We start from the raw sequence: 18,444 nt of genomic DNA, 5'->3' as shown, positions 1-18,444 counted from the left end.
CGCTGCAGCTAGAATCGTCCCCCGGTTCACTTTGTCCCGCTGGTCGCTGATGTCACCCACGCGTTTCGCATTCCCCGCCCTGCTGGCCGGTGCCGCCTGTATAGGCTTTGCCGGCATTTTCGTGCGGCTGTCCGACATCGGCCCGGTTGCCACCGGCTTCTGGCGGCTGCTGCTGGCCACACCCGTGCTATGGCTGCTCAGCCTGCATACGCCCGCCCCGCCCATCAACCGTCGCCGTGCTTTGGCCCTGCTCGCCATCGGGGCATTCTTTGCACTTGATCTCACGGTCTGGCATCTGTCGCTACATATCACCACCGTCGCCAACGCCACCTTGCTGACCAATTGCGTGCCGGTGTTTTGCGTACCCCTGGTAGGCTGGCTGATATGGAAAGAGCCTATCGCAGCCGGCTTCAGCCTGAGTTTTATAGTCACCCTCGTCGGCGTGCTGTTATTGACCGGTGAAAACTTCGCCCTGGCACCTACGCGTTTCCGGGGCGACCTGCTGGCCACCCTGGCGGCGGTGTTTTACTGTGGCTACCTGCTGGTACTCAAGCTGGTCAGGCAGGACATGCCCGTCATGCGCTTGATGGCCATCAGCAGCGCCATCAGCGCCATGGTCATGCTCGCCATAGCCCTGTTTCGGGGCGAGGCTATCTGGCCCAGCGGCTGGCATGCCTGGTCGGTACTGGTGGCGCTGGCGCTGATCACCCAGGTGGGTGGGCAGAGCTTGATCGCCTACGGCCTGGGCCATCTGCCCACCCATGTCTCGGCCCTGGGCTTGATGTTCCAGCCACTGGTCGCCACACTGGCCGCCTGGCTGCTGTTTGCAGAGGCCATTTCGCCCCTGCAGGTCAGTGGCGCCGTGGTCATCGTACTCGGTGTCTGGCTGGCCAAGCGCCAGACGCACTGATACGCCTGCAACCAGCCCAACAGATTTGCCGCACCTGCGCGGAACCCCCAACACCCCTTCGGGTCGGATCGCCCATGACACTACGCCACACCCTTATCGCCGCCCTGCTCGCCCTTGCCACCATGGCAGGCGCCCAGGCCGAAGAAGACGCCGGCCAGCGCTGGCGCCAGCATGCCCAGGAAGACCTGCTGCCCTGGTGGACCCAAGCCGCCGCACAAGGCGAACCACTGGGCCGGTTTCCCACCTTCCGCTGCAATGACGGCAGTGTCTATCTAGCCGCAGCCCCCTGCCACGAGCTGGCACAAGCACCAGACTGGATCAAGAGCGAGCTCAAGCGCGACTATGTCCGCATGCAGTCGCGCCAGATCTACACCTATGCCATGGGCTTCCACCTGACCGGCGACATCAAGCTGCTCAAGCTGGCCCAGGCCGGGGTGGCCGACCTGCGTGCCCGCGCCCTCGACAAACGCACCGGCAGTGCAGCCAGCTGGTTCGAGAATGGCAAGCCGCAACCGGCCATAGGCATGCGCAACGCACAGGATCTATCGTACGCAGGCCTGGGCATGGCAGCGGTGTACTACCTCACCCGCGACCCACTGGTACTGTCCGACCTGATCAAGCTCAAGCAGCACATCTTCACCCATCAGGACCCCAAGACCGGCTTGATACGCTGGCAGGCCAAGGACGGCGGCAATGGCGATGCCCAGCGCGAAGAACTGGTGGCGACGCTGGATCAGCTCAATGCCTACCTGATCCTGGTCACCCCCATCCTGCCTGAAGGGCCGCTGAAACGCCGCTGGCAGGAGGATATCGGCAAGTTGTCTGGCGCCATGGTCAAGCGCTTCCATGATGCCGACCGTGGCCGCTTCTGGGGCACCCGCGGCCTGCCGGACAGCGACAGCGCCGATGGCCGCCACAATGACTTTGGCCACACCGTAAAAGCCTACTGGATGCTCTATCTGGCGGCCCGCCAGAATCAGGACGTGGAGCTGGCCAGGCTAGCCCGTGATGGCATGCGCAAGACGCTGGATGCCGCCTGGCTGCAGGACAGCAGCAGCTGGGGAGAGAGATGGCGGCAGGACGGTAGCGCGGTGCCGCACAAGAGCTGGTGGATCTACGCCGAGCTGGACCAGGCTGCCGCCACGCTGGCCGTACAGGAGGGAGACGACCCCAGCCGCTGGCAGGCAGCAGGGCAGTGGTGGCTGAAGCATTTTGTGGCAGCACCGGGTGGCGAGGTGTGGGGCAGTGTATCGGCCGACGGCAATGCCCGGCCACAGCTGCGGCAGCATCACTGGAAGAACGGCTTTCACTCCATGGAGCACGCACTGGTGAACTACCTGGCCAGCCAGGCCCTGGCAGACCAGCCCGCCACGCTCTACTACGCCACACCCGCCACCCGGGTCGCCGCACGCTTCAAGCCCTACACCTTTGAAGGCCATACCCTGTCGGTAGAGAAGCTGCAGGTCGAGGGCACCACCATCCAGAAGGTCAGCATCAAGCTGGATCGCTACAAGCGCTGATCTCTCCCCGTGACGGTCAGGCAAGGGCGCTGCGTAGCGCTTTTGCCTGCCTGCGGGTATCCCTGGCCGTATATCCCCGCTAGACTCCTGCCTGCACAGCAGCCCGAGGATCCCCCACCATGAAACAACGCGTACTGACCGGTATCACCACCACCGGCACGCCCCACCTGGGCAACTATGTCGGCGCCATACGCCCGGCCATTGCCGCCAGCCTAGTGGCTGGCAACGAAAGCTTCTTCTTCCTGGCCGACTACCACGCCCTGATCAAGTGCGACGACCCACGCCGCATCGAACGCTCGCGCCTGGAGCTGGCTGCCACCTGGCTGGCCGCCGGGCTCGATACCGAGCGCGTGGTGTTCTATCGCCAGAGCGATATTCCCGAGATACCCGAGCTCACCTGGCTGCTGACCTGCGTCACGGCCAAGGGCCTGATGAACCGCGCCCACGCTTACAAGGCCTCGACCGACGCCAACGAAGCAGCCGGTGAAGAGCCCGACGCCGGCGTGACCATGGGCCTGTTCAGCTATCCCATCCTGATGGCGGCCGACATCCTGATGTTCAACGCCACCCATGTGCCGGTAGGCCGCGATCAGGTCCAGCATATCGAGATGGCGCGTGATGTCGGACAGCGCTTCAACCACCTGTTCGGCCAGGGCAAGGAGCTGTTCGTGCTGCCCCAAGCCGTGGTCGAGGAGCAGGTTGCCACCTTGCCCGGCCTGGATGGCCGCAAGATGTCCAAGAGCTACGACAACACCATCCCGCTGTTCGAGGGTGGCAGCAAGGGCCTCAAGGAGGCCATAGCTCGCATCGTCACCGATTCGCGCCTGCCCGGCGAAGCCAAGGACCCGGACAACAGCCACCTGTTTACCCTCTACCAGGCCTTTGCCAACAGCGACGAAACAGCCGCCTTCCGCACCGCACTGCTCGAAGGCCTGGGCTGGGGCGATGCCAAGCAGCAGCTGTTTGAACTGATAGAGCGCGAAATCGGCCCCAAGCGCGCGCACTATGCCGAGCTGATGGCCAACCCGGAGCGTATCGAGGCCGCGTTGCAGGAAGGGGCCCGCAAGGCCCGCGCACTGGCCACGCCACTACTGGTACAACTGCGCGAAGCAGTGGGCCTGCGCCGCTTCCAGGCCATCGCCACACCAGTAGCCGCCAGCGACCACAACAAGCCACAATTGCCCATCTTCAAGCAGTATCGCGAAGCTGACGGCCGCTTCTACTTCAAGCTCACGGCCCACGATGGCCGGGTGCTGTTGCAAAGCGAGGGCTTTGAGCAGGGCCGTGATGCCGGCCAGTGGGTAGGCAAGCTCAAGCAGCATGGCGCAGCGGCCCTGGCCGAAGCACCGGTGCAATTGGGTGATGGCATCAGCCAGGACGAAGTCGCGGAGGCGCTGTCCTTGCTGTCGGCCGAATAGGACGCAGTCCTGGCATGAAAAACGCCCTGCAAGCTTGGCTTGCAGGGCGTTTTTATTGGGCACACCGAACTATCATCAAACTAGATTGAGCACCACCGCAATCAAACCCACCACGATACCGATCAATGGCCCAAGTATGGTTTTCAGGATGCCGCTGAAAAACAGGGCGAGTACGATCCAATTGCCATAGGGCTCGTGCTTGGCGTAAGTGAATGCCTGCTTGTCAGGTAGCAGGCTGAATACAATGCGGCCACCGGGAAACGGCAGTATGGGAATCAGCATCAGAATGCCAAACGCCACGTTCATCACTACCCCGATCTCGGCCATTTTTCGCAAAGGCTCGGCGAAATAGCTCTCGGGGTTCAGCAAAGCCAGCTTGAGCAGGATGGCCCAGAACAGTGCCATGGCCAGGTTGGCAGCCGGAATCGCAGCAGCCAACCAGCGCATGGCCCATTTGGGATTGCGCAGTTGTCCGTAGTCTATGGGCAAAGGCTTGGCCCAGCCTAGCAACAAGGGCGGCACTGCACCGCCCGACATCGTTGTCAGCGCGATCATGCCCAGCGGCAAGGCGATTGTTCCAATTGGATCGATGTGCGGCGTGGGGTTAAGTGTCAGCCGGCCATTGGCACGGGCGCTACGATCACCCAGGTAGTCTGCCACCATGGCCTGTGCCGCTTCTGGAATAGTCAGCGCAAAGATGACCGGCAAGGCATAAAGCGTAAGTATTTCAAGTAGTTGTTGCATTTCATACCAGTTGGTTAAGCTAAATTTGACCTGTGGCCCCGCCATATCGCTGCGCCGCCGCCACCAGCCAGGCCAGACCATTATGCAGGGCATGCACCGCCGTCACGGCCAGCAGGGCCCCAGTCTTGGAATGGCGCGCACGATACCAGTAGGCAGCGGCCAAGAACACACCCACCACGGCCGCATTGACCACGGCAGCCAGGAAACGATGGTAATGCAGCAGGCCAAATACACTGGCACTAAACAGTACTGGCCATAGGGGACGTCTGGTAAAACGACTGGCCAGCCATAGCGGTAGCGATTGGTACAGCAGGGTTTCCAGCCAGGGCGCCAGGCAGACGCTGAGTACAAACAGGTGCAACAGGCTGCGCTGCGCGTCGCCCAGATAGAGTGGGACAGGCTGACCCACTGCCTGCGCCGCCTGCAACAGCAGTAGGCCTATCACGATCTTGGCCAGCAAGCTGAGGCTGTAGACTGCAAGGACGAAATAAACGAAGCCCTTGCCCGCTAGGCGCTGCAAGGCGGCATCCAGCATCTGTGCCATACCGGCCAAGCTGGCTGCCGTCATTACAGGCCGAATACGCTGGCGTCGCCCGCCCCCTGCCGTATCAGGACCGGGTCTTCCAGCAGGTCGATCACCGTGGTGGGGTTGGTGCCGCAATGGCCACCATCTATTACCAGTTCCACCTCGTGCTCCAGCCGCTCGCGTATTTCCCAGCCCTCCGTGGGCGGCCACTCATCACCGGGCAGCAGCAAGGTGGATGTCAGCAAGGGCTCACCCAGTTCTTCCAGCAAGGCCAGCGCCACCAGATGCTGCGGCACCCGCAGACCGATAGTGGCACGCTTGGCCTGCATCACGCGCTTCGGTACCTCGCGGGTGGCTTGCAATATCACCGTGTAGGGGCCAGGCATGGCGCTCTTGAGATAGCGGAACTGGCGGTTGTCCACCCTGGCATAGGTGCCCAACTCTGATAGGTCTCGGCACATCAAGGTAAAGTGGTGCTTCTCATCGACCTGGCGTATCCGGCGTATGCGCTCCAGCGCATCCTTGTCGCCCAGGTGGCAGCCCAGGGCATAGCAGGAATCCGTGGGGTAGACGACCAAACCACCACTACGGATGATCTCCACCGCCTGCTTGATCAGGCGGGGCTGGGGGCTGTCGGGATGGATGGCGAAAAATTGGGACATTGTGTGATTGATCTGCCTTCAGTTTGCCAGCGCGGCGGCATCCACCCAGCGTGACCAGACAGGTACGGGGCCAGGCGGCATATCCGGCAGCACACCGGGCTCGCGCGCACCTTCACCGGTCGCGTGGTAATCGGTACCGGCCGATGCCAGCAGGCCATGCATTTCCGCCAAGCGGGCAAAACGTTCGAAATCTGCCGGGTTATGGCTGCCCGACACCACCTCTATGCCCTCCCCGCCAGCCACCTTGAATTCCTCTATCAGCTCGCCCATGGTCTGCTTGCCGAACTCATAGCGGCCAGGGTGTGCGATCACTGCCACCCCACCGGCGGTCCTGATCCAGCCTACGGCATCCTCCAGGCTGGCCCATTGGTGGGAGACGTAGCCGGGTTTGCCGCGGGCCAGGTATTTCTTGAACACGCCTTTCATGTCCTTGGCCAGGCCGCGCTCTATCAGGTGCCGGGCAAAATGAGCACGCCCTATCATCTCAGGGTTGTCGGCAAACTTGCGGGCACCGGCCAGCACGCCGGTCACCCCGACTGCCGCCAGGGCTTCATCCATACGCACGGCGCGTTCATCACGGCCCTGGCGCACGCTGGCCAGGCCAGCCAGCAAGGCCGGATGGGCAGGGTCGAACCCCAGCCCGACGATATGCAAGGTGTGCTTGCGCCAGCTGACCGACACCTCCACCCCAGGGACGAAGCGCATGCCCAGGCTGACGGCTTCGGCAGCCGCATCGGCCAGGCCGCGCACATCGTCATGGTCGGTCAGTGCAAAAAGCTTGCACCCCCGGCCATGGGCGCGCGCCACCACTTCACGAGGGGGCAGCATGCCGTCCGAGACATTCGAGTGTGCGTGCAGGTCAACGGGCAGCATGGTGTTTCCTCCAAAGCATTATTTTAGCAGAGCCCACCCCTGTCAGACCGCCAGCACCCAGGTGAGTTTGCTGATAGCCACCCTGCCGGCGATCACACCCTGCAACAGGTTACTGATGTAAAAGGAAATTCTCGACATACATAGCCTAACGGCAGCCTGATCATTGTTACCGGTATCACCGCCACGCAAGCGGAGTAGGTAACTGTACTGGTCACTGCGCCTACCCAGCCAAGCCTGCACACAGCGTGGCTGTGCTTGGAGCACGATACGACAGCGGTTAGGCTGTCCGTTGTTCACTCTGCGGTCACCACCCCATGTCCAGCTTTCAAGCCCCTATCGCCCTGCAGGGCTTTGTCCTCGGTGCCGGCCTTATCATGGCCATCGGTGCCCAAAACGCCTTTGTACTACGGCAGGGGCTCAAGCGTGCCGCCCCATTGCTGACGGCACTCACCTGCGCCACCTGTGACGCCATCCTGATCGCCGCCGGCCTACTGGGCGCTGGCGCCTTGGTCAACGCGCACCCGGCGCTGGCCAACTGGGCAGCCGGCCTGGGCGCGGCATTTCTGTTCTGGTACGGCGCCCGTTCGCTGCGTGCGGCCCTGCAGCCTGGCCAGTTGCAAGCGGCAGAAGGCCAAGGCGTGGTGCAATGGCAAAAGGTGATCGTCACCACCCTAGGCTTCAGCCTGCTCAATCCCCATGTCTATCTCGATACTGTCGTCCTGCTGGGCAGCATAGGCAGCCAGTTTCCTGCCGGTGCCGCGCGCGTATCGTTTGGATTCGGCGCCATCATGGCATCCTTCGTGTGGTTCTTCTGCCTGGCCTATGGCGCTGCCAAGCTGGCCCCTTTGTTTGCCAAACCGGCAGCCTGGCGCGTGCTGGACGTGCTGATCGGCCTGACCATGTGGGGTATTGCAGCGACACTGGCGGCCCGTATCCTGGCCTGACCGGGCAATCGGTGCAGGCTACAGCCCCGCTGCCTTGAGCAGGGCCTCCAGCTCACCACGCTGCTGCAGCCTTGCCATGGCAGCATTGAAAGCCGCCAGCCTGGCCTTGGCCCCGCTGTACTGGCGCGACACCAGCAGGTGGTTGGTAATGGGATTCGGCGCCTGCAGGTGGCTGATGGCGCCAAAGCGGGATGCCTGGGAAGCGAAGTGGTTGGCAATGTAGTAGCGGCCCAAGCGGTCGCTCATGGGAACCAGGTCTACCCGGCCTGCCAGCAGCTTGGCCAGCGACTGCTCATAGGCATTACCCATATCCAGCGGCACCTTGGCCCGCTGCAGTTCATCCACATACCACTCACCGTAGATGGCACCCACCTGGTAGCTGCGCAACTCGTCCAGGGTGTTGATCACCGGCGGGCTGGCATAGTGCTGCCTGTCATAGAACAGCACACTGCGGGTGTCAAACAGGCTGGCACTGAAATCAAAGCGCTGGTGCCGATCCGGCGTCATGGTATAGGGGAAGGCAGCAAATACCTGACCACGCTCCACCATGCGTTCGGCCAGGGGCCAGCTGGTGAAGATGAAACGCGGCTTGATCTGCATCTCCGCACAGACTGCGCTGACCAACTGCGCCACCGGCCCGTGGCCCGGCAGTTTCTGCGACACAAAGGGCGGCCACTCGCCAGTGGCTATCGGCAAATCAAGGTCGGCGGCGCTGCAGGACAACGCCAGCAAACCCAACAGAAACGCACGCAAGCCAGACATGCAAGACCCTCCGCCACGCCCTAGAATGACTACATAATAGTCAGGCCGCAACCAAGGTCGTCACGCTTGCGCCCAAAGGCATGCCGAACCCGTCAACCCAGATCGCAGTAGCGTACTTCCAGTATCTCTATCTCTTCGGCGCCGGCAGGGCCACGCAAAACGACGGTTTCACCTTCACGCGCTTTCAGCAGCGTGCGGGCCAGTGGCGATATCCAGCTGATATGGCCCCTATCCAGATCCAGCTCATCCACGCCCACTATGCTGACGGTCTGCTCCTCGCCGTTTCCGCGCAATACTGTCACAGTGGCCGAGAAAAACACCTGGTCAGTCGCCTCCCGCATTGCCGGGTCGACCACTTCGGCGTTTTCCATGCGCTTGGTCAGAAAGCGAATGCGCCGGTCTATCTCGCGCAAACGCTTCTTGCCATAGATGTAATCGCCGTTCTCGGACCGATCCCCATTTCCTGCCGCCCAGTTGATCATCTGGGTCAGCGCCGGCCGCTCCTTGGTGACCAGATCATGCAGCTCCACCCGCATCCGATTCCAGCCACCCGGCGTCATGTAGTTCTTGGTCGAGTGCGGCAATTGCAGATGCTCTGGTAGCGCATCGTGCTCGTCGCCGTCACTCTCCCTGGTAAAGGCCTTGTTCATGGCAGCCTCAGCGGGTAGGCACCCGGCCAGTCAGGCTCAGGCCGGCCCATTTAAGCACCGCCAGCACCTCTGGCTCGTCCAGCTCATAGTACTGGCCGCGCTTGAGCCGCGAGGGCAGCGTCAGCATGCCAAACCGGACCCGCATCAGGCGCGACACCGTCAGTTCGTAATGCTCGAACATCCGTCGCACTTCACGATTACGGCCTTCCTTCAGGATGACGCGATACCAGTGGTTCATGCCTTCGCCACCCTGATCCTCCAGCACTTCGAAGCGGGCCGTACCATCCTCCAGCTCGATCCCCGTCACCAGCTCTTTTTTCTGCTCGTCACTCAGTTGCCCCAGGATGCGCACGGCGTATTCGCGCTGAACCTCGAAGCGGGGATGCATCAGGCGATTGGCCAGGTCACCCGAGGTCGTGAAGATCAGCAGACCCGAGGTATTGAAATCCAGCCGGCCCACGGCAATCCAGGCGGAGCTTTGCACCTTGGGTAGGCGCTCGAACACCGTCGTGCGGCCGGCCGGGTCATCGCGGCTGACCAGCTCACCCTCCTGCTTGTGGTACAGCACGATACGGGGCAGGCGATCAGGCCACTTGATCAGTATGGGCTTGCCATCAAACAGCACGCGGTCGCCAGGTGCCACACGGGCGCCGGGCTGCACGATCTCACCGTTGATGCTGACGCGTCCGGCCGACACCCATTCATCGCAATCACGACGCGAGCCCACGCCCGACAGGGCCAACGCCTTCTGTATCCGCAGCTCGCCGATATGGCGTGCTTCCACCCGCTTCTCGCGCAGCTCCAGTGCCTGGCGCTCGTGCTTCTCGCTACCGTGCCGCATGCGCAGCTTCTTGGCCGGCTCCACCGGCAGCTCGGCGATATTGACCGGTGGCTTGCGCCCGGCGGCCTTACGGGCCTCACGGCGCGCCTCGGCGTCCTGGGGCTGGCCGGCACCAGGATGGCGCTGTTTGTCTATGCTGCCGAAGCCATGGCTGCGCAAGTCGTCACCGCCTGCGGCTGCAGGCGCGTTGCGAGGCACGCGGCTACCTGTGGTGGTACGCCCTTCCGGATTACGCTGATCGGCACTGCGCCCCGCCTGGGCCGCACCACGCGGACCACGCGGGGGCTTGCTGTCTGCAGGCGCTGCACGACGGCCGTCGCGCGGCATTTCTTCGTAGCGGCCTGCCGGCGCAGCACTGCGCGGTCCGCGCGGTGCCTGGGCATCGCTACCCGCACGGCCACGCCCCTGCTCAGCCGGTGCGCCACGGCGACCGTCACGGCTTGCTTCTTCATAACGCCCGGCCGGCGCGGCACTACGTGGCCCGCGTGGGGCCTGGGCATCACTGCCGGCACGGCCGCGTCCCGGCTCGCCCGGTGCACCACGACGACCTTCGCGTGGCGCCTCCTCGTAACGGCCCGCCGGGGCAGCGCTGCGCGGCCCGCGTGGTGGCTTGCTGTCGGTGGCATTGCGGCCACGGCCGGGTTCAGATGGCGCATTGCGGCCCTGACCAGCGTCCCCCTGGGGTGGACGGCCGCGTCCACCACTACGTGGAGCGCCGTCATATGCAGCGGATTTGGGGGCAGGTTTGCGTGGCGGGGCCATGTTGGAACTCCAATGAACAACGGCGGTGTAACCCGCCGTTCATACTACTGACAAGATGACATACCTAAAGTGGCGACAGCCCGCTGAGGGCGCTAGCCACCTCGCAGCAGCGGCGTGCGAGGCAGGCCGAGTGTCGGTCCCGGCGTGCTGAACGGTGATTTTCGCCACCGTCTGAGGTATAGACTACAGCCATTATAGCGCGCGAGCGGGCTCTCCTGCCGCCACACGTTCCAGCCAGCCCCAAACCCTGGGGTCCTGCATGTGTGCCACATTGAAGCGCAACCAAGGTGTGGCGCCGCTTTGCGGGCAGAACAAGACGCCGGGCGCCTGCATCAAACCTTCCATCAGCGCAGCCTGCGCCAGCGGCGCGGTGTCCTCCACATGCGGTAGACGGGCATAGCAGAACATGCCGCCACTGGGCTGAGCCCACAAGCTGAAACCCAGCTTCTCCAGTCTGGGCAAAACCAGATCGGCAGCCTGCTTCAAATGGCTCTTTACCCGCTCCATATGCTTGCGATAGGCCCCTTCGGTCAGCATGGCATGTATCACCCGCTCCGCCGCCTCGGAAGTCGAGAGCCCGGTCAGCAGCTTCAGATCGCATAGATCCTGCGCCCGCTTGGCATCCGCCGCGATAAAACCTACTCGCAGATTGGCCGAGAGCGTCTTGGAGAAACTACCGATGTAGATCACCCGGTTGAGCTGATCAAGCGCCGCCAAGCGCTCACCAGGGCCGGTCTGGAAATCGCTGTAGATGTCGTCCTCGACGATGGTGAGATCGTATTTCTCCGCCAGTTGCAGGATGCGGAACGCCGTTGCCCGGTTCAGGCTGGTGCCAGTCGGGTTGTGCAACACACTGTTGGTAATGAACAGCTTGGGCTTGTGCTCGGCCAGCAAGGCCTCCAGCACCGCCACATCGGGGCCATTGGGCGTGCGCGGCACACCATAAAGCCGGGCACCATTGAGCTTCTGGTTGGCAAACACATTGAAGAACCCCGGCTCATCCACCAGCACCGCATCGCCCTCATCGACGAAATAGCGGGCGATCAAGTCCAGTGCCTGCATGGCACCGTTGGTCAGCACGATCTGTTCTGGCTCTGCCTCAATCTCCAACTCGGCCATGCGTACCGTCAGTTGCTGGCGCAACGGCCGGTAGCCAAACGGCTCGCCATAGGCGGTCAGCCTGGCATTGGGCCGGCGCGTCAGGTCGCGTAAGGCCTTCTCCAGTTCGGCCTGCGGCATCCAATCAGCCGGCAGCCAGCCGCAGCCAGGCTTGAGTATGCCGTTGTCTGCGGTCAGCGCATCCTGCCGTAGCAGCCACAGGCTATCCACACAACGGCGCAAAGGGGGCTCGCGTCGTATCGGGGTGTGGGTATGCGCCTCCATGCGGGTCGCCACAAAAAAGCCCGCCCCGCGCCGCGACTGCACATACCCCAGCGCCACCAACCTGTCGTAAGCCTCCACCACGGTGAACTTGGAGACATGATACTCGGCCGCAAAGCCCCGGATAGAAGGCAGGCGGCTACCCGCCCGCAGACTCTTGTCGCCGATACGGGCAATAAACTGTTCGACTATCTGCTCAACCAGTGGCTGCGCCAGGTCATGATCCACGATAAAGGGTTGCATCTGCACGCTCCGACTTGACCGGACAAAACTGTCCAGCACTGTCACGGGATTGTCCTGCAAGCAAGGACAAGGCGCCAGTGCGATTTATCACAGCTAGACCAGCGGACCATACGGATGCTAGCCCGGCAGCGAAGTACCAGTACAGTTGCATCCCCTCCCCCAAGCGAGGGGACACGCGCTACACTGCGTCGTCATGATGACCGCTGACCACCCCCTCGCGCTGCTGCATACCGAACTCGGCATACCCACCGACTATGGCTACCGCCACGGCCTCGTCGTACAGGAAGAGGCTAGGCTGCTGGTGCCGCTGGGTCTGGACTGCCTGGGACGCGATCAGTTTGCCGAGCCGGCCACCGCAGCCGCCTGGCGCACCATGCAGGCCGCCGCCCTGACAGACGGTATCGTGCTGCAACTGGTTTCAGCCTTCCGCAGCGTGGCCTACCAGGCTGGCCTGATACGTCGCAAGCTGGATCAAGGTCTATCCATGGAAGCCATCCTGGCCGTCAGCGCCGCCCCCGGCTACAGCGAACACCATACCGGCTGCGCACTGGACATTACCGCCCCTGGCGAGGCCGTGCTGGAAGAAACATTTGAACTGAGCGCCGCATTCAGCTGGTTGATCGGCCACGCCCATGGCTATGGTTTTGCCATGAGCTACCCGCGCGGCAACCCTGCCGGCATTGCCTACGAACCCTGGCACTGGTGCTATCACGCATCGGCCAACTCCCGGATCTGATACCCATGCCCGATACCATTTTCTGGCTGATACGCCACGGCGAAACAGCCTGGAACACCGAGCGCCGCTTTCAGGGTCATACCGATATCGGCCTCAATGCAACAGGCCGCCAGCAGGCCCAGCTACTGGCCGAGCGACTGCGTGCCGACCACAGGGACTCCCCGTTCAGTGCCGTCTTCAGCAGCGACCTGAGCCGTGCTCGCGATACCGCACTGGCCATCATCAACCAGATCAACCTGCCGCTGGCACAGCACACCGGCCTGCGTGAGCGCCACTACGGCGTACTGTCGGCATTGACGCCCGAGGAAATGGCGATCCAGCACCCCGAGGATTTCCGCCTGTGGCAGCTGCGCCAGCCCGACCACATCCTGCCGGGCGGTGAAAGCCTGCTGGGCTTCAACGCCCGGGTACTGGATACCCTGGCCGAGATAGGCGAACAGCACGCCGGCCAGCAGGTCGTCGTGGTCGCCCACGGCGGCGTGCTCGACTGCATCTACCGTGCTGCCATGAACATGCCTTTATCGCAAAAACGCGAACACAGCCTACACAACGCCAGCATCAACCGGGTACGCCTGGGCGGCGGCCGCTTCCATATCGAGCAATGGGGCGACATCGCCCACCTCGAAACCGAAGCCTTTGACGAACTCTGACATTCCCCTCCGATGGCCAAGCCCAAAACTGTGTATATCTGCGCCACCTGTGGTGGCAGCAACCCCAAATGGCAAGGCCAGTGCCCCCATTGCAATGCCTGGAACACCCTGGCCGAATCCATTGTGGCCGAACCCCGCGCTGGCAGCAGCCGCTTCCAGGCACTGGCAGCCGGCGGCGGAGTACAGGCACTGAACGATGTGGAAACCGCCGAAGCCCCGCGCACCACCACGGGTAGCGAGGAGTTTGACCGGGTGCTGGGCGGCGGCCTGGTGCGTGGCGCCGTCGTACTGATAGGTGGCGACCCCGGCATCGGCAAGTCCACCCTGCTCTTGCAGGTACTGGCCCACCTGGGCCAGGACAACAAGGTGTTGTATGTGTCTGGCGAGGAGTCGGCGCAGCAGATCGCCCTGCGCGCCCGCCGCCTAGCAGTTGAAGCCGGCCCCGTCCGCCTGCTGGCCGAGATCAATATGGAAACCATACTGGCGACGCTGGCGGCCGAAAAACCCGATATGGTGGTCATCGACTCCATCCAGACGGTCTACAGCGAGCAGCTGCAGTCGGCCCCCGGCTCGGTCGCACAGGTGCGCGAATGCTCCGCCCAACTTACTCGCCATGCCAAGACCAGTGGCACCACTATCCTGCTGGTCGGCCATGTCACCAAGGATGGCGCCCTCGCCGGCCCGCGCGTGCTGGAGCACATCGTTGATGCGGTGCTGTATTTCGAAGGCGATACCCATTCCAGCTTCCGTTTGATACGCGCGCAGAAGAACCGCTTTGGCGCCGTCAACGAATTGGGTGTGTTTGCCATGACCGACAAGGGCTTGCGCGGGGTGACCAATCCCTCGGCGCTGTTCCTGTCGCAGCATGCCGAACCGGTACCCGGCGCCTGCGTGCTGGTCACCCAGGAAGGCACACGCCCCCTGCTGGTAGAAATACAGGCCTTGGTGGATGAAGCACACGCCCCCAACCCCAAGCGCCTGGCCGTGGGCCTGGAGAACAACCGCCTGGCCTTGCTGTTGGCGGTATTGCATCGGCACGCCGGCGTGGCCTGCTTTGATCAGGATGTGTTCGTCAACGCCGTGGGCGGGGTACGCATCGCCGAGCCCGCCGCCGACCTGGCCGTACTGCTGGCCATCGTCTCCTCGCTACGCAACAAGCCGCTGCCCGCCAAGCTGGTGGTGTTTGGCGAAGTGGGCCTGGCTGGCGAGGTCAGGCCAGTACAGCGTGGCCAGGAGCGCCTGAAGGAAGCCGCCAAACTGGGCTTCACCACCGCCATCATCCCCAAGGCCAACGCCCCCAAGGCACCCATTGCAGGCATGACCGTCATTGCGGTGGAACGGCTGGAACAGGCGGTTGGTGCCCTGCGCGAGGCTTGAGCGCCTTTGTGCACTGAGGTCATAGCCGGGTGATTAAGCTTGAGCTGGCGCCAGGGGAAACCCTGGCGCTAGACATCGAAGCAACCTGAACCAGCAGGCGCTCCCCTGATTGATTCCCCCCCCGCCCTCGCCGCCGCGACGGAAGTCCACGTTGCACGGTGCGTGGAGGGAGCCTCGCTAGCGCTCGGTGTCGAGCCCAATATGAACTCAGCTCATGGCCGGGTGATGACGCTTGAGCAGGCGCCAGCGAAGCTCCGGTGCTAGCCGTCGAAGCAGCCTGAACCCGCCCCACTATCGCCTCCATACAAACAATCAATCAGTTGTTGCTTTTCGGTTGAGTACCCAATCGGGTACGATGCAGCCATCGCCGGATTCGCACCGGCCACGTCCAATGAATCGGAGAAAATCCATGAGTAGCGAACTGATCCATCACGTCTCTGACGCCAGTTTTGAAGCCGAAGTCCTGCAGGCTGCCGGCCCCGTGCTGGTTGACTACTGGGCCGAATGGTGTGGCCCTTGCAAGATGATCGCCCCCATCCTCGATGAGGTGGCCAACGAGTACAGCGGCAAGCTCAAGGTATCCAAGCTCAATATCGACGAGAACCAGGCTACCCCGCCCAAGTACGGCATCCGTGGCATCCCCACCCTGATGCTGTTCAATGGCGGCGAAGTGGTTGCCACCAAGGTAGGCGCCCTATCCAAATCGCAACTGACGGCCTTTATCGACAGCCACCTGCAAGCCGCAGCCTGAACGAGGCACATGCCGCCACCCGCGTTCTGATGGGGTGGCCGCAATGCCCGCAAGCTGGCTCAAACGCCGCTACTTGTGCAACACAAGCAGCGGCGTTGTTGCGAGAACCTGCATTCAGCATTGACAGCAGCACAAGCCGCAACTAAGCTGCGTTCAAACCTGTTCAATCGCCGATGAACCCATTCCGGCGATTCCGGCTCCCAGCCGATCTATCCTTACCTCCAAAAAACAAACTCCCTCCACCAAGACTGGAAAGTCTACCCGCACATGCATTTGTCCGATCTCAAGCACAAACACGTGTCCGAACTGGTCGATATGGCCACCGACATCGACGGTGCAAACCGGATGCGCAAGCAAGACCTGATCTTCGCCCTGCTGAAAAGCCAGGCCAAGAAAGGCGAGAGCATCTTCGGTGATGGCACCCTTGAAGTGCTGCCCGATGGTTTTGGCTTTCTGCGCAGCCCCGACACCAGCTACCTGGCCGGCCCCGACGACATCTACGTCAGCCCCAGCCAGATACGTCGCTTCAACCTGCACACCGGCGATACCATCGAAGGCGAGATACGCACGCCCAAGGATGGCGAGCGCTACTTCGCCCTGGTGAAGGTGGACCGTGTCAATAACGACACGCCCGAAGCCACCAAGAACAAAATCCTGTTCGAAAACCTGACGCCGCTGTTCCCGTCCGAGCGCATGACGCTGGAACGCGACATCAAGGCCGATGAGAACATCACCGGTCGCGTCATCGACCTGATTGCCCCCATAGGCAAGGGACAGCGCGGCTTGCTGGTCGCCCCGCCCAAGTCAGGCAAGACGGTGATGCTGACTCATATTGCCCACGCCATCACCTCGAACCACCCGGATGTCATCCTCATCGTCCTGCTGATAGATGAGCGCCCGGAAGAAGTGACCGAGATGACGCGTACTGTGCGCGGCGAAGTGGTGGCCTCGACCTTTGACGAGCCACCTACCCGCCATGTGCAAGTTGCCGAAATGGTCATCGAGAAGGCCAAGCGCCTGGTCGAGCACAAGAAGGATGTGGTCATCCTGCTGGATTCCATCACCCGCCTGGCTCGTGCCTACAACACGGTCATCCCTGCCTCCGGCAAGGTACTGACAGGTGGTGTGGACGCCAACGCCCTGCAAAAGCCCAAGCGTTTCTTCGGTGCTGCCCGCAATATTGAAGAAGGTGGCTCGCTCACCATCATTGCGACTGCCCTGACCGATACCGGCAGCCGTATGGATGACGTGATCTACGAAGAATTCAAGGGTACCGGCAACATGGAACTGCATCTCGACCGCCGTATGGCCGAGAAGCGTATCTACCCGGCCATCAACGTCAACCGTTCCGGCACCCGCCGCGAAGAGCTGCTGATCCCACAGGAACAGCTGCAAAAGATCTGGGTGCTGCGCAAGTTGCTCTACCCGATGGACGAGCTGGAGGCGATGGACTTCCTGTTGGGCAAGGTCAAGCAGACCAAGAACAACAACGACTTCTTCGACTCCATGCGCCGCTAAGGCGACGCTGGTTCAGAAAGCGGGTGACAGTGTCACCCGCTTTTTTATTGGCCAACCATACCCATCAACATGTCGATTCAAACGACCCCAGTAAAGATCAGCACAACCCAGGATCAGGTACTGCACGCTACACTGGCCAGTGCGGTTCGCAACGATGCCTCACTCAAGCCCGCCCTGCTGATTGCACCTGGTCAGGGCTATCATCGCGACAGCCCCTTGCTCAAACAGCTGGCAGAGCGTGCGGCCGCTGCAGGCTATATGACCCTGCGGTTTGACTGGCACTTTTTCCAGGCTGGCGGACGCGCAAGCGAGACGCTGCAGGCAGAGATGGAAGACGCCCAAGCCGCGCTCGCCTACCTGCGCCAGCAAGCAGGGGTTGATCCTGAACGCATCTTCATCACAGGCAAGTCCCTGGGCTCCGTCGTCGCCTATCGATTATTTCAGCAAGACCCGCAACTGACAGGGCTGACGCTCTACACCCCGATCTTGCCGCAGCCGGGCGACGCTATCCGGCACTACCCCGGACTCGCCAGTGAGACGCGCCCACTGCAGTTCATCGTGGGCGCCGAAGATGGCATCTGCCCGCTACCCCACCTTTATGCAGCCCTTAGACAGGGTCCGCCACAGGCCTGGGTCAACGTATTACCTGGCGACCATAGCTTCCGGCCCATCAACGACAAAACCATCACCAACCACCCCGCCGAGGCCGCCAGCATCGGGCAGGCCATCGCCAACCAGCTGATTTGGCTGGAACGCCATGAGCGCAGCTAAGTTTTACCTTGCTCAATCAAGGGACTATGTCGCATAATCGCGAACTTTTCTACGTAAGACCGGGCACTGCACAACCCAGGCCCTCCTTTAGCTAAGGGACTCCCGAAATGAAAGCTGGCATTCACCCCGAATACAACGAAATCATCTTCTTTGATGCAAGCGTTGACTTCAAATTCCTGACCCGTACCACCATGAAGGCCCGTGGCGCCGAAACCATGAAGTGGACCGACGGCAAGGACTACCCTGTGGTTCGTCTGGACGTTTCGTCCGAATCGCACCCCTTCTACACCGGCAAGCAAAAGATCGTCGATACCGCCGGCCGTATCGAGAAGTTCAACAACAAGTTCTCCATGTACAGCAAGAAGTAATTCCTGCTACGCATGCAAAAAGGCAGCCCAGGCTGCCT

General features: G+C 62.3%; 19 protein-coding genes. 11 read left to right on the top strand and 8 right to left on the bottom strand.

The window, feature by feature from the left end; all coding sequences use genetic code 11:
• The first annotated feature begins 49 nt into the window (after positions 1-49).
• From QWZ03_RS09840 to QWZ03_RS09830, 3 genes are all read left to right on the top strand, one after another.
• Positions 50-910, top strand: coding sequence for a DMT family transporter (locus tag QWZ03_RS09840; RefSeq protein WP_290332540.1), 861 nt, complete (start codon positions 50-52; stop codon positions 908-910).
• Positions 911-984: 74 nt separating this feature from the next.
• A complete protein-coding gene (locus tag QWZ03_RS09835; RefSeq protein WP_290332539.1) occupies positions 985-2,430 on the top strand; it encodes an AGE family epimerase/isomerase in 1,446 nt (481 codons plus the stop codon).
• A 119-nt stretch (positions 2,431-2,549) separates the two neighbouring features.
• Entirely contained in the window at positions 2,550-3,848 is a 1,299-nt protein-coding gene (locus tag QWZ03_RS09830) for a tryptophan--tRNA ligase (protein ID WP_290332537.1), read from the top strand.
• Positions 3,849-3,923: 75 nt separating this feature from the next.
• Here QWZ03_RS09830 and QWZ03_RS09825 read toward each other — a convergent pair whose 3' ends face one another.
• Genes QWZ03_RS09825 through QWZ03_RS09810 form a run of 4 tightly spaced genes read right to left on the bottom strand, consistent with a single transcriptional unit; the run spans position 3,924 to position 6,653 of the window.
• Positions 3,924-4,592, bottom strand: a complete 669-nt coding sequence (locus tag QWZ03_RS09825) for a site-2 protease family protein (RefSeq protein WP_290332536.1) — start codon at positions 4,590-4,592, stop codon at positions 3,924-3,926.
• A 19-nt stretch (positions 4,593-4,611) separates the two neighbouring features.
• Positions 4,612-5,160: a CPBP family glutamic-type intramembrane protease gene (locus QWZ03_RS09820; RefSeq protein WP_290332535.1), complete on the bottom strand. Its 549-nt coding sequence runs from the start codon at positions 5,158-5,160 to the stop codon at positions 4,612-4,614.
• Positions 5,160-5,780, bottom strand: a complete 621-nt coding sequence (locus QWZ03_RS09815) for an L-threonylcarbamoyladenylate synthase (protein WP_290332534.1) — start codon at positions 5,778-5,780, stop codon at positions 5,160-5,162. Before QWZ03_RS09815 ends, QWZ03_RS09820 begins: the two co-directional genes overlap by 1 nt.
• An 18-nt stretch (positions 5,781-5,798) precedes the next feature.
• Positions 5,799-6,653: a 3',5'-nucleoside bisphosphate phosphatase gene (locus tag QWZ03_RS09810; protein ID WP_290332532.1), complete on the bottom strand. Its 855-nt coding sequence runs from the start codon at positions 6,651-6,653 to the stop codon at positions 5,799-5,801.
• Between the two features lie 314 nt (positions 6,654-6,967).
• Here QWZ03_RS09810 and QWZ03_RS09805 point away from each other — a divergent pair, with 314 nt between their 5' ends.
• A complete protein-coding gene (locus tag QWZ03_RS09805) occupies positions 6,968-7,597 on the top strand; it encodes a LysE/ArgO family amino acid transporter (RefSeq protein ID WP_284196671.1) in 630 nt (209 codons plus the stop codon).
• A gap of 18 nt (positions 7,598-7,615) precedes the next feature.
• On the opposite strand, the gene QWZ03_RS09800 is transcribed toward QWZ03_RS09805, so the two are convergent.
• The 4 genes from QWZ03_RS09800 to QWZ03_RS09785 form a co-directional block, all read right to left on the bottom strand.
• Positions 7,616-8,359 (bottom strand): substrate-binding periplasmic protein, encoded by a 744-nt coding sequence (locus QWZ03_RS09800; RefSeq protein WP_290332531.1) that lies wholly within the window; start codon positions 8,357-8,359, stop codon positions 7,616-7,618.
• Positions 8,360-8,451: 92 nt separating this feature from the next.
• Positions 8,452-9,009, bottom strand: coding sequence for a transcription elongation factor GreB (greB, locus tag QWZ03_RS09795; RefSeq protein ID WP_290332530.1), 558 nt, complete (start codon positions 9,007-9,009; stop codon positions 8,452-8,454).
• A 7-nt stretch (positions 9,010-9,016) separates the two neighbouring features.
• Positions 9,017-10,612, bottom strand: a complete 1,596-nt coding sequence (locus QWZ03_RS09790; RefSeq protein WP_290332529.1) for a pseudouridine synthase — start codon at positions 10,610-10,612, stop codon at positions 9,017-9,019.
• 192 nt (positions 10,613-10,804) lie between these two features.
• Positions 10,805-12,235, bottom strand: coding sequence for an aminotransferase-like domain-containing protein (locus QWZ03_RS09785; RefSeq protein WP_290332528.1), 1,431 nt, complete (start codon positions 12,233-12,235; stop codon positions 10,805-10,807).
• 193 nt (positions 12,236-12,428) lie between these two features.
• Between QWZ03_RS09785 and QWZ03_RS09780 the strand changes: the two genes are divergently transcribed.
• The 7 genes from QWZ03_RS09780 to QWZ03_RS09750 all read left to right on the top strand — a co-directional run bounded on the left by QWZ03_RS09780 (position 12,429) and on the right by QWZ03_RS09750 (position 18,406).
• Positions 12,429-12,971: a M15 family metallopeptidase gene (locus tag QWZ03_RS09780; RefSeq protein ID WP_290332526.1), complete on the top strand. Its 543-nt coding sequence runs from the start codon at positions 12,429-12,431 to the stop codon at positions 12,969-12,971.
• Positions 12,972-12,976: 5 nt separating this feature from the next.
• A complete protein-coding gene (locus tag QWZ03_RS09775; RefSeq protein ID WP_290332525.1) occupies positions 12,977-13,621 on the top strand; it encodes a histidine phosphatase family protein in 645 nt (214 codons plus the stop codon).
• A gap of 12 nt (positions 13,622-13,633) precedes the next feature.
• Positions 13,634-14,998, top strand: coding sequence for a DNA repair protein RadA (radA, locus tag QWZ03_RS09770; RefSeq protein WP_290332524.1), 1,365 nt, complete (start codon positions 13,634-13,636; stop codon positions 14,996-14,998).
• Between the two features lie 409 nt (positions 14,999-15,407).
• Positions 15,408-15,749, top strand: a complete 342-nt coding sequence (gene trxA / locus QWZ03_RS09765) for a thioredoxin TrxA (RefSeq protein ID WP_284196679.1) — start codon at positions 15,408-15,410, stop codon at positions 15,747-15,749.
• A gap of 267 nt (positions 15,750-16,016) precedes the next feature.
• A complete protein-coding gene (gene rho, locus QWZ03_RS09760; protein WP_284196680.1) occupies positions 16,017-17,267 on the top strand; it encodes a transcription termination factor Rho in 1,251 nt (416 codons plus the stop codon).
• A gap of 69 nt (positions 17,268-17,336) precedes the next feature.
• Complete coding sequence (locus QWZ03_RS09755; RefSeq protein WP_290332522.1) at positions 17,337-18,038, top strand: alpha/beta family hydrolase; 702 nt, start codon at positions 17,337-17,339, stop codon at positions 18,036-18,038.
• Positions 18,039-18,145: 107 nt separating this feature from the next.
• Entirely contained in the window at positions 18,146-18,406 is a 261-nt protein-coding gene (locus QWZ03_RS09750) for a type B 50S ribosomal protein L31 (protein WP_284196681.1), read from the top strand.
• Positions 18,407-18,444 lie beyond the last annotated feature (38 nt).

Origin of the sequence: Chitinimonas viridis, from assembly GCF_030409555.1 — a bacterium.
Classification (GTDB): domain Bacteria; phylum Pseudomonadota; class Gammaproteobacteria; order Burkholderiales; family Chitinimonadaceae; genus Chitinimonas; species Chitinimonas viridis.
The sequence above is the reverse complement of the archived record's forward strand: the minus strand, read 5'-3'. Positions and strand labels throughout refer to the sequence as shown.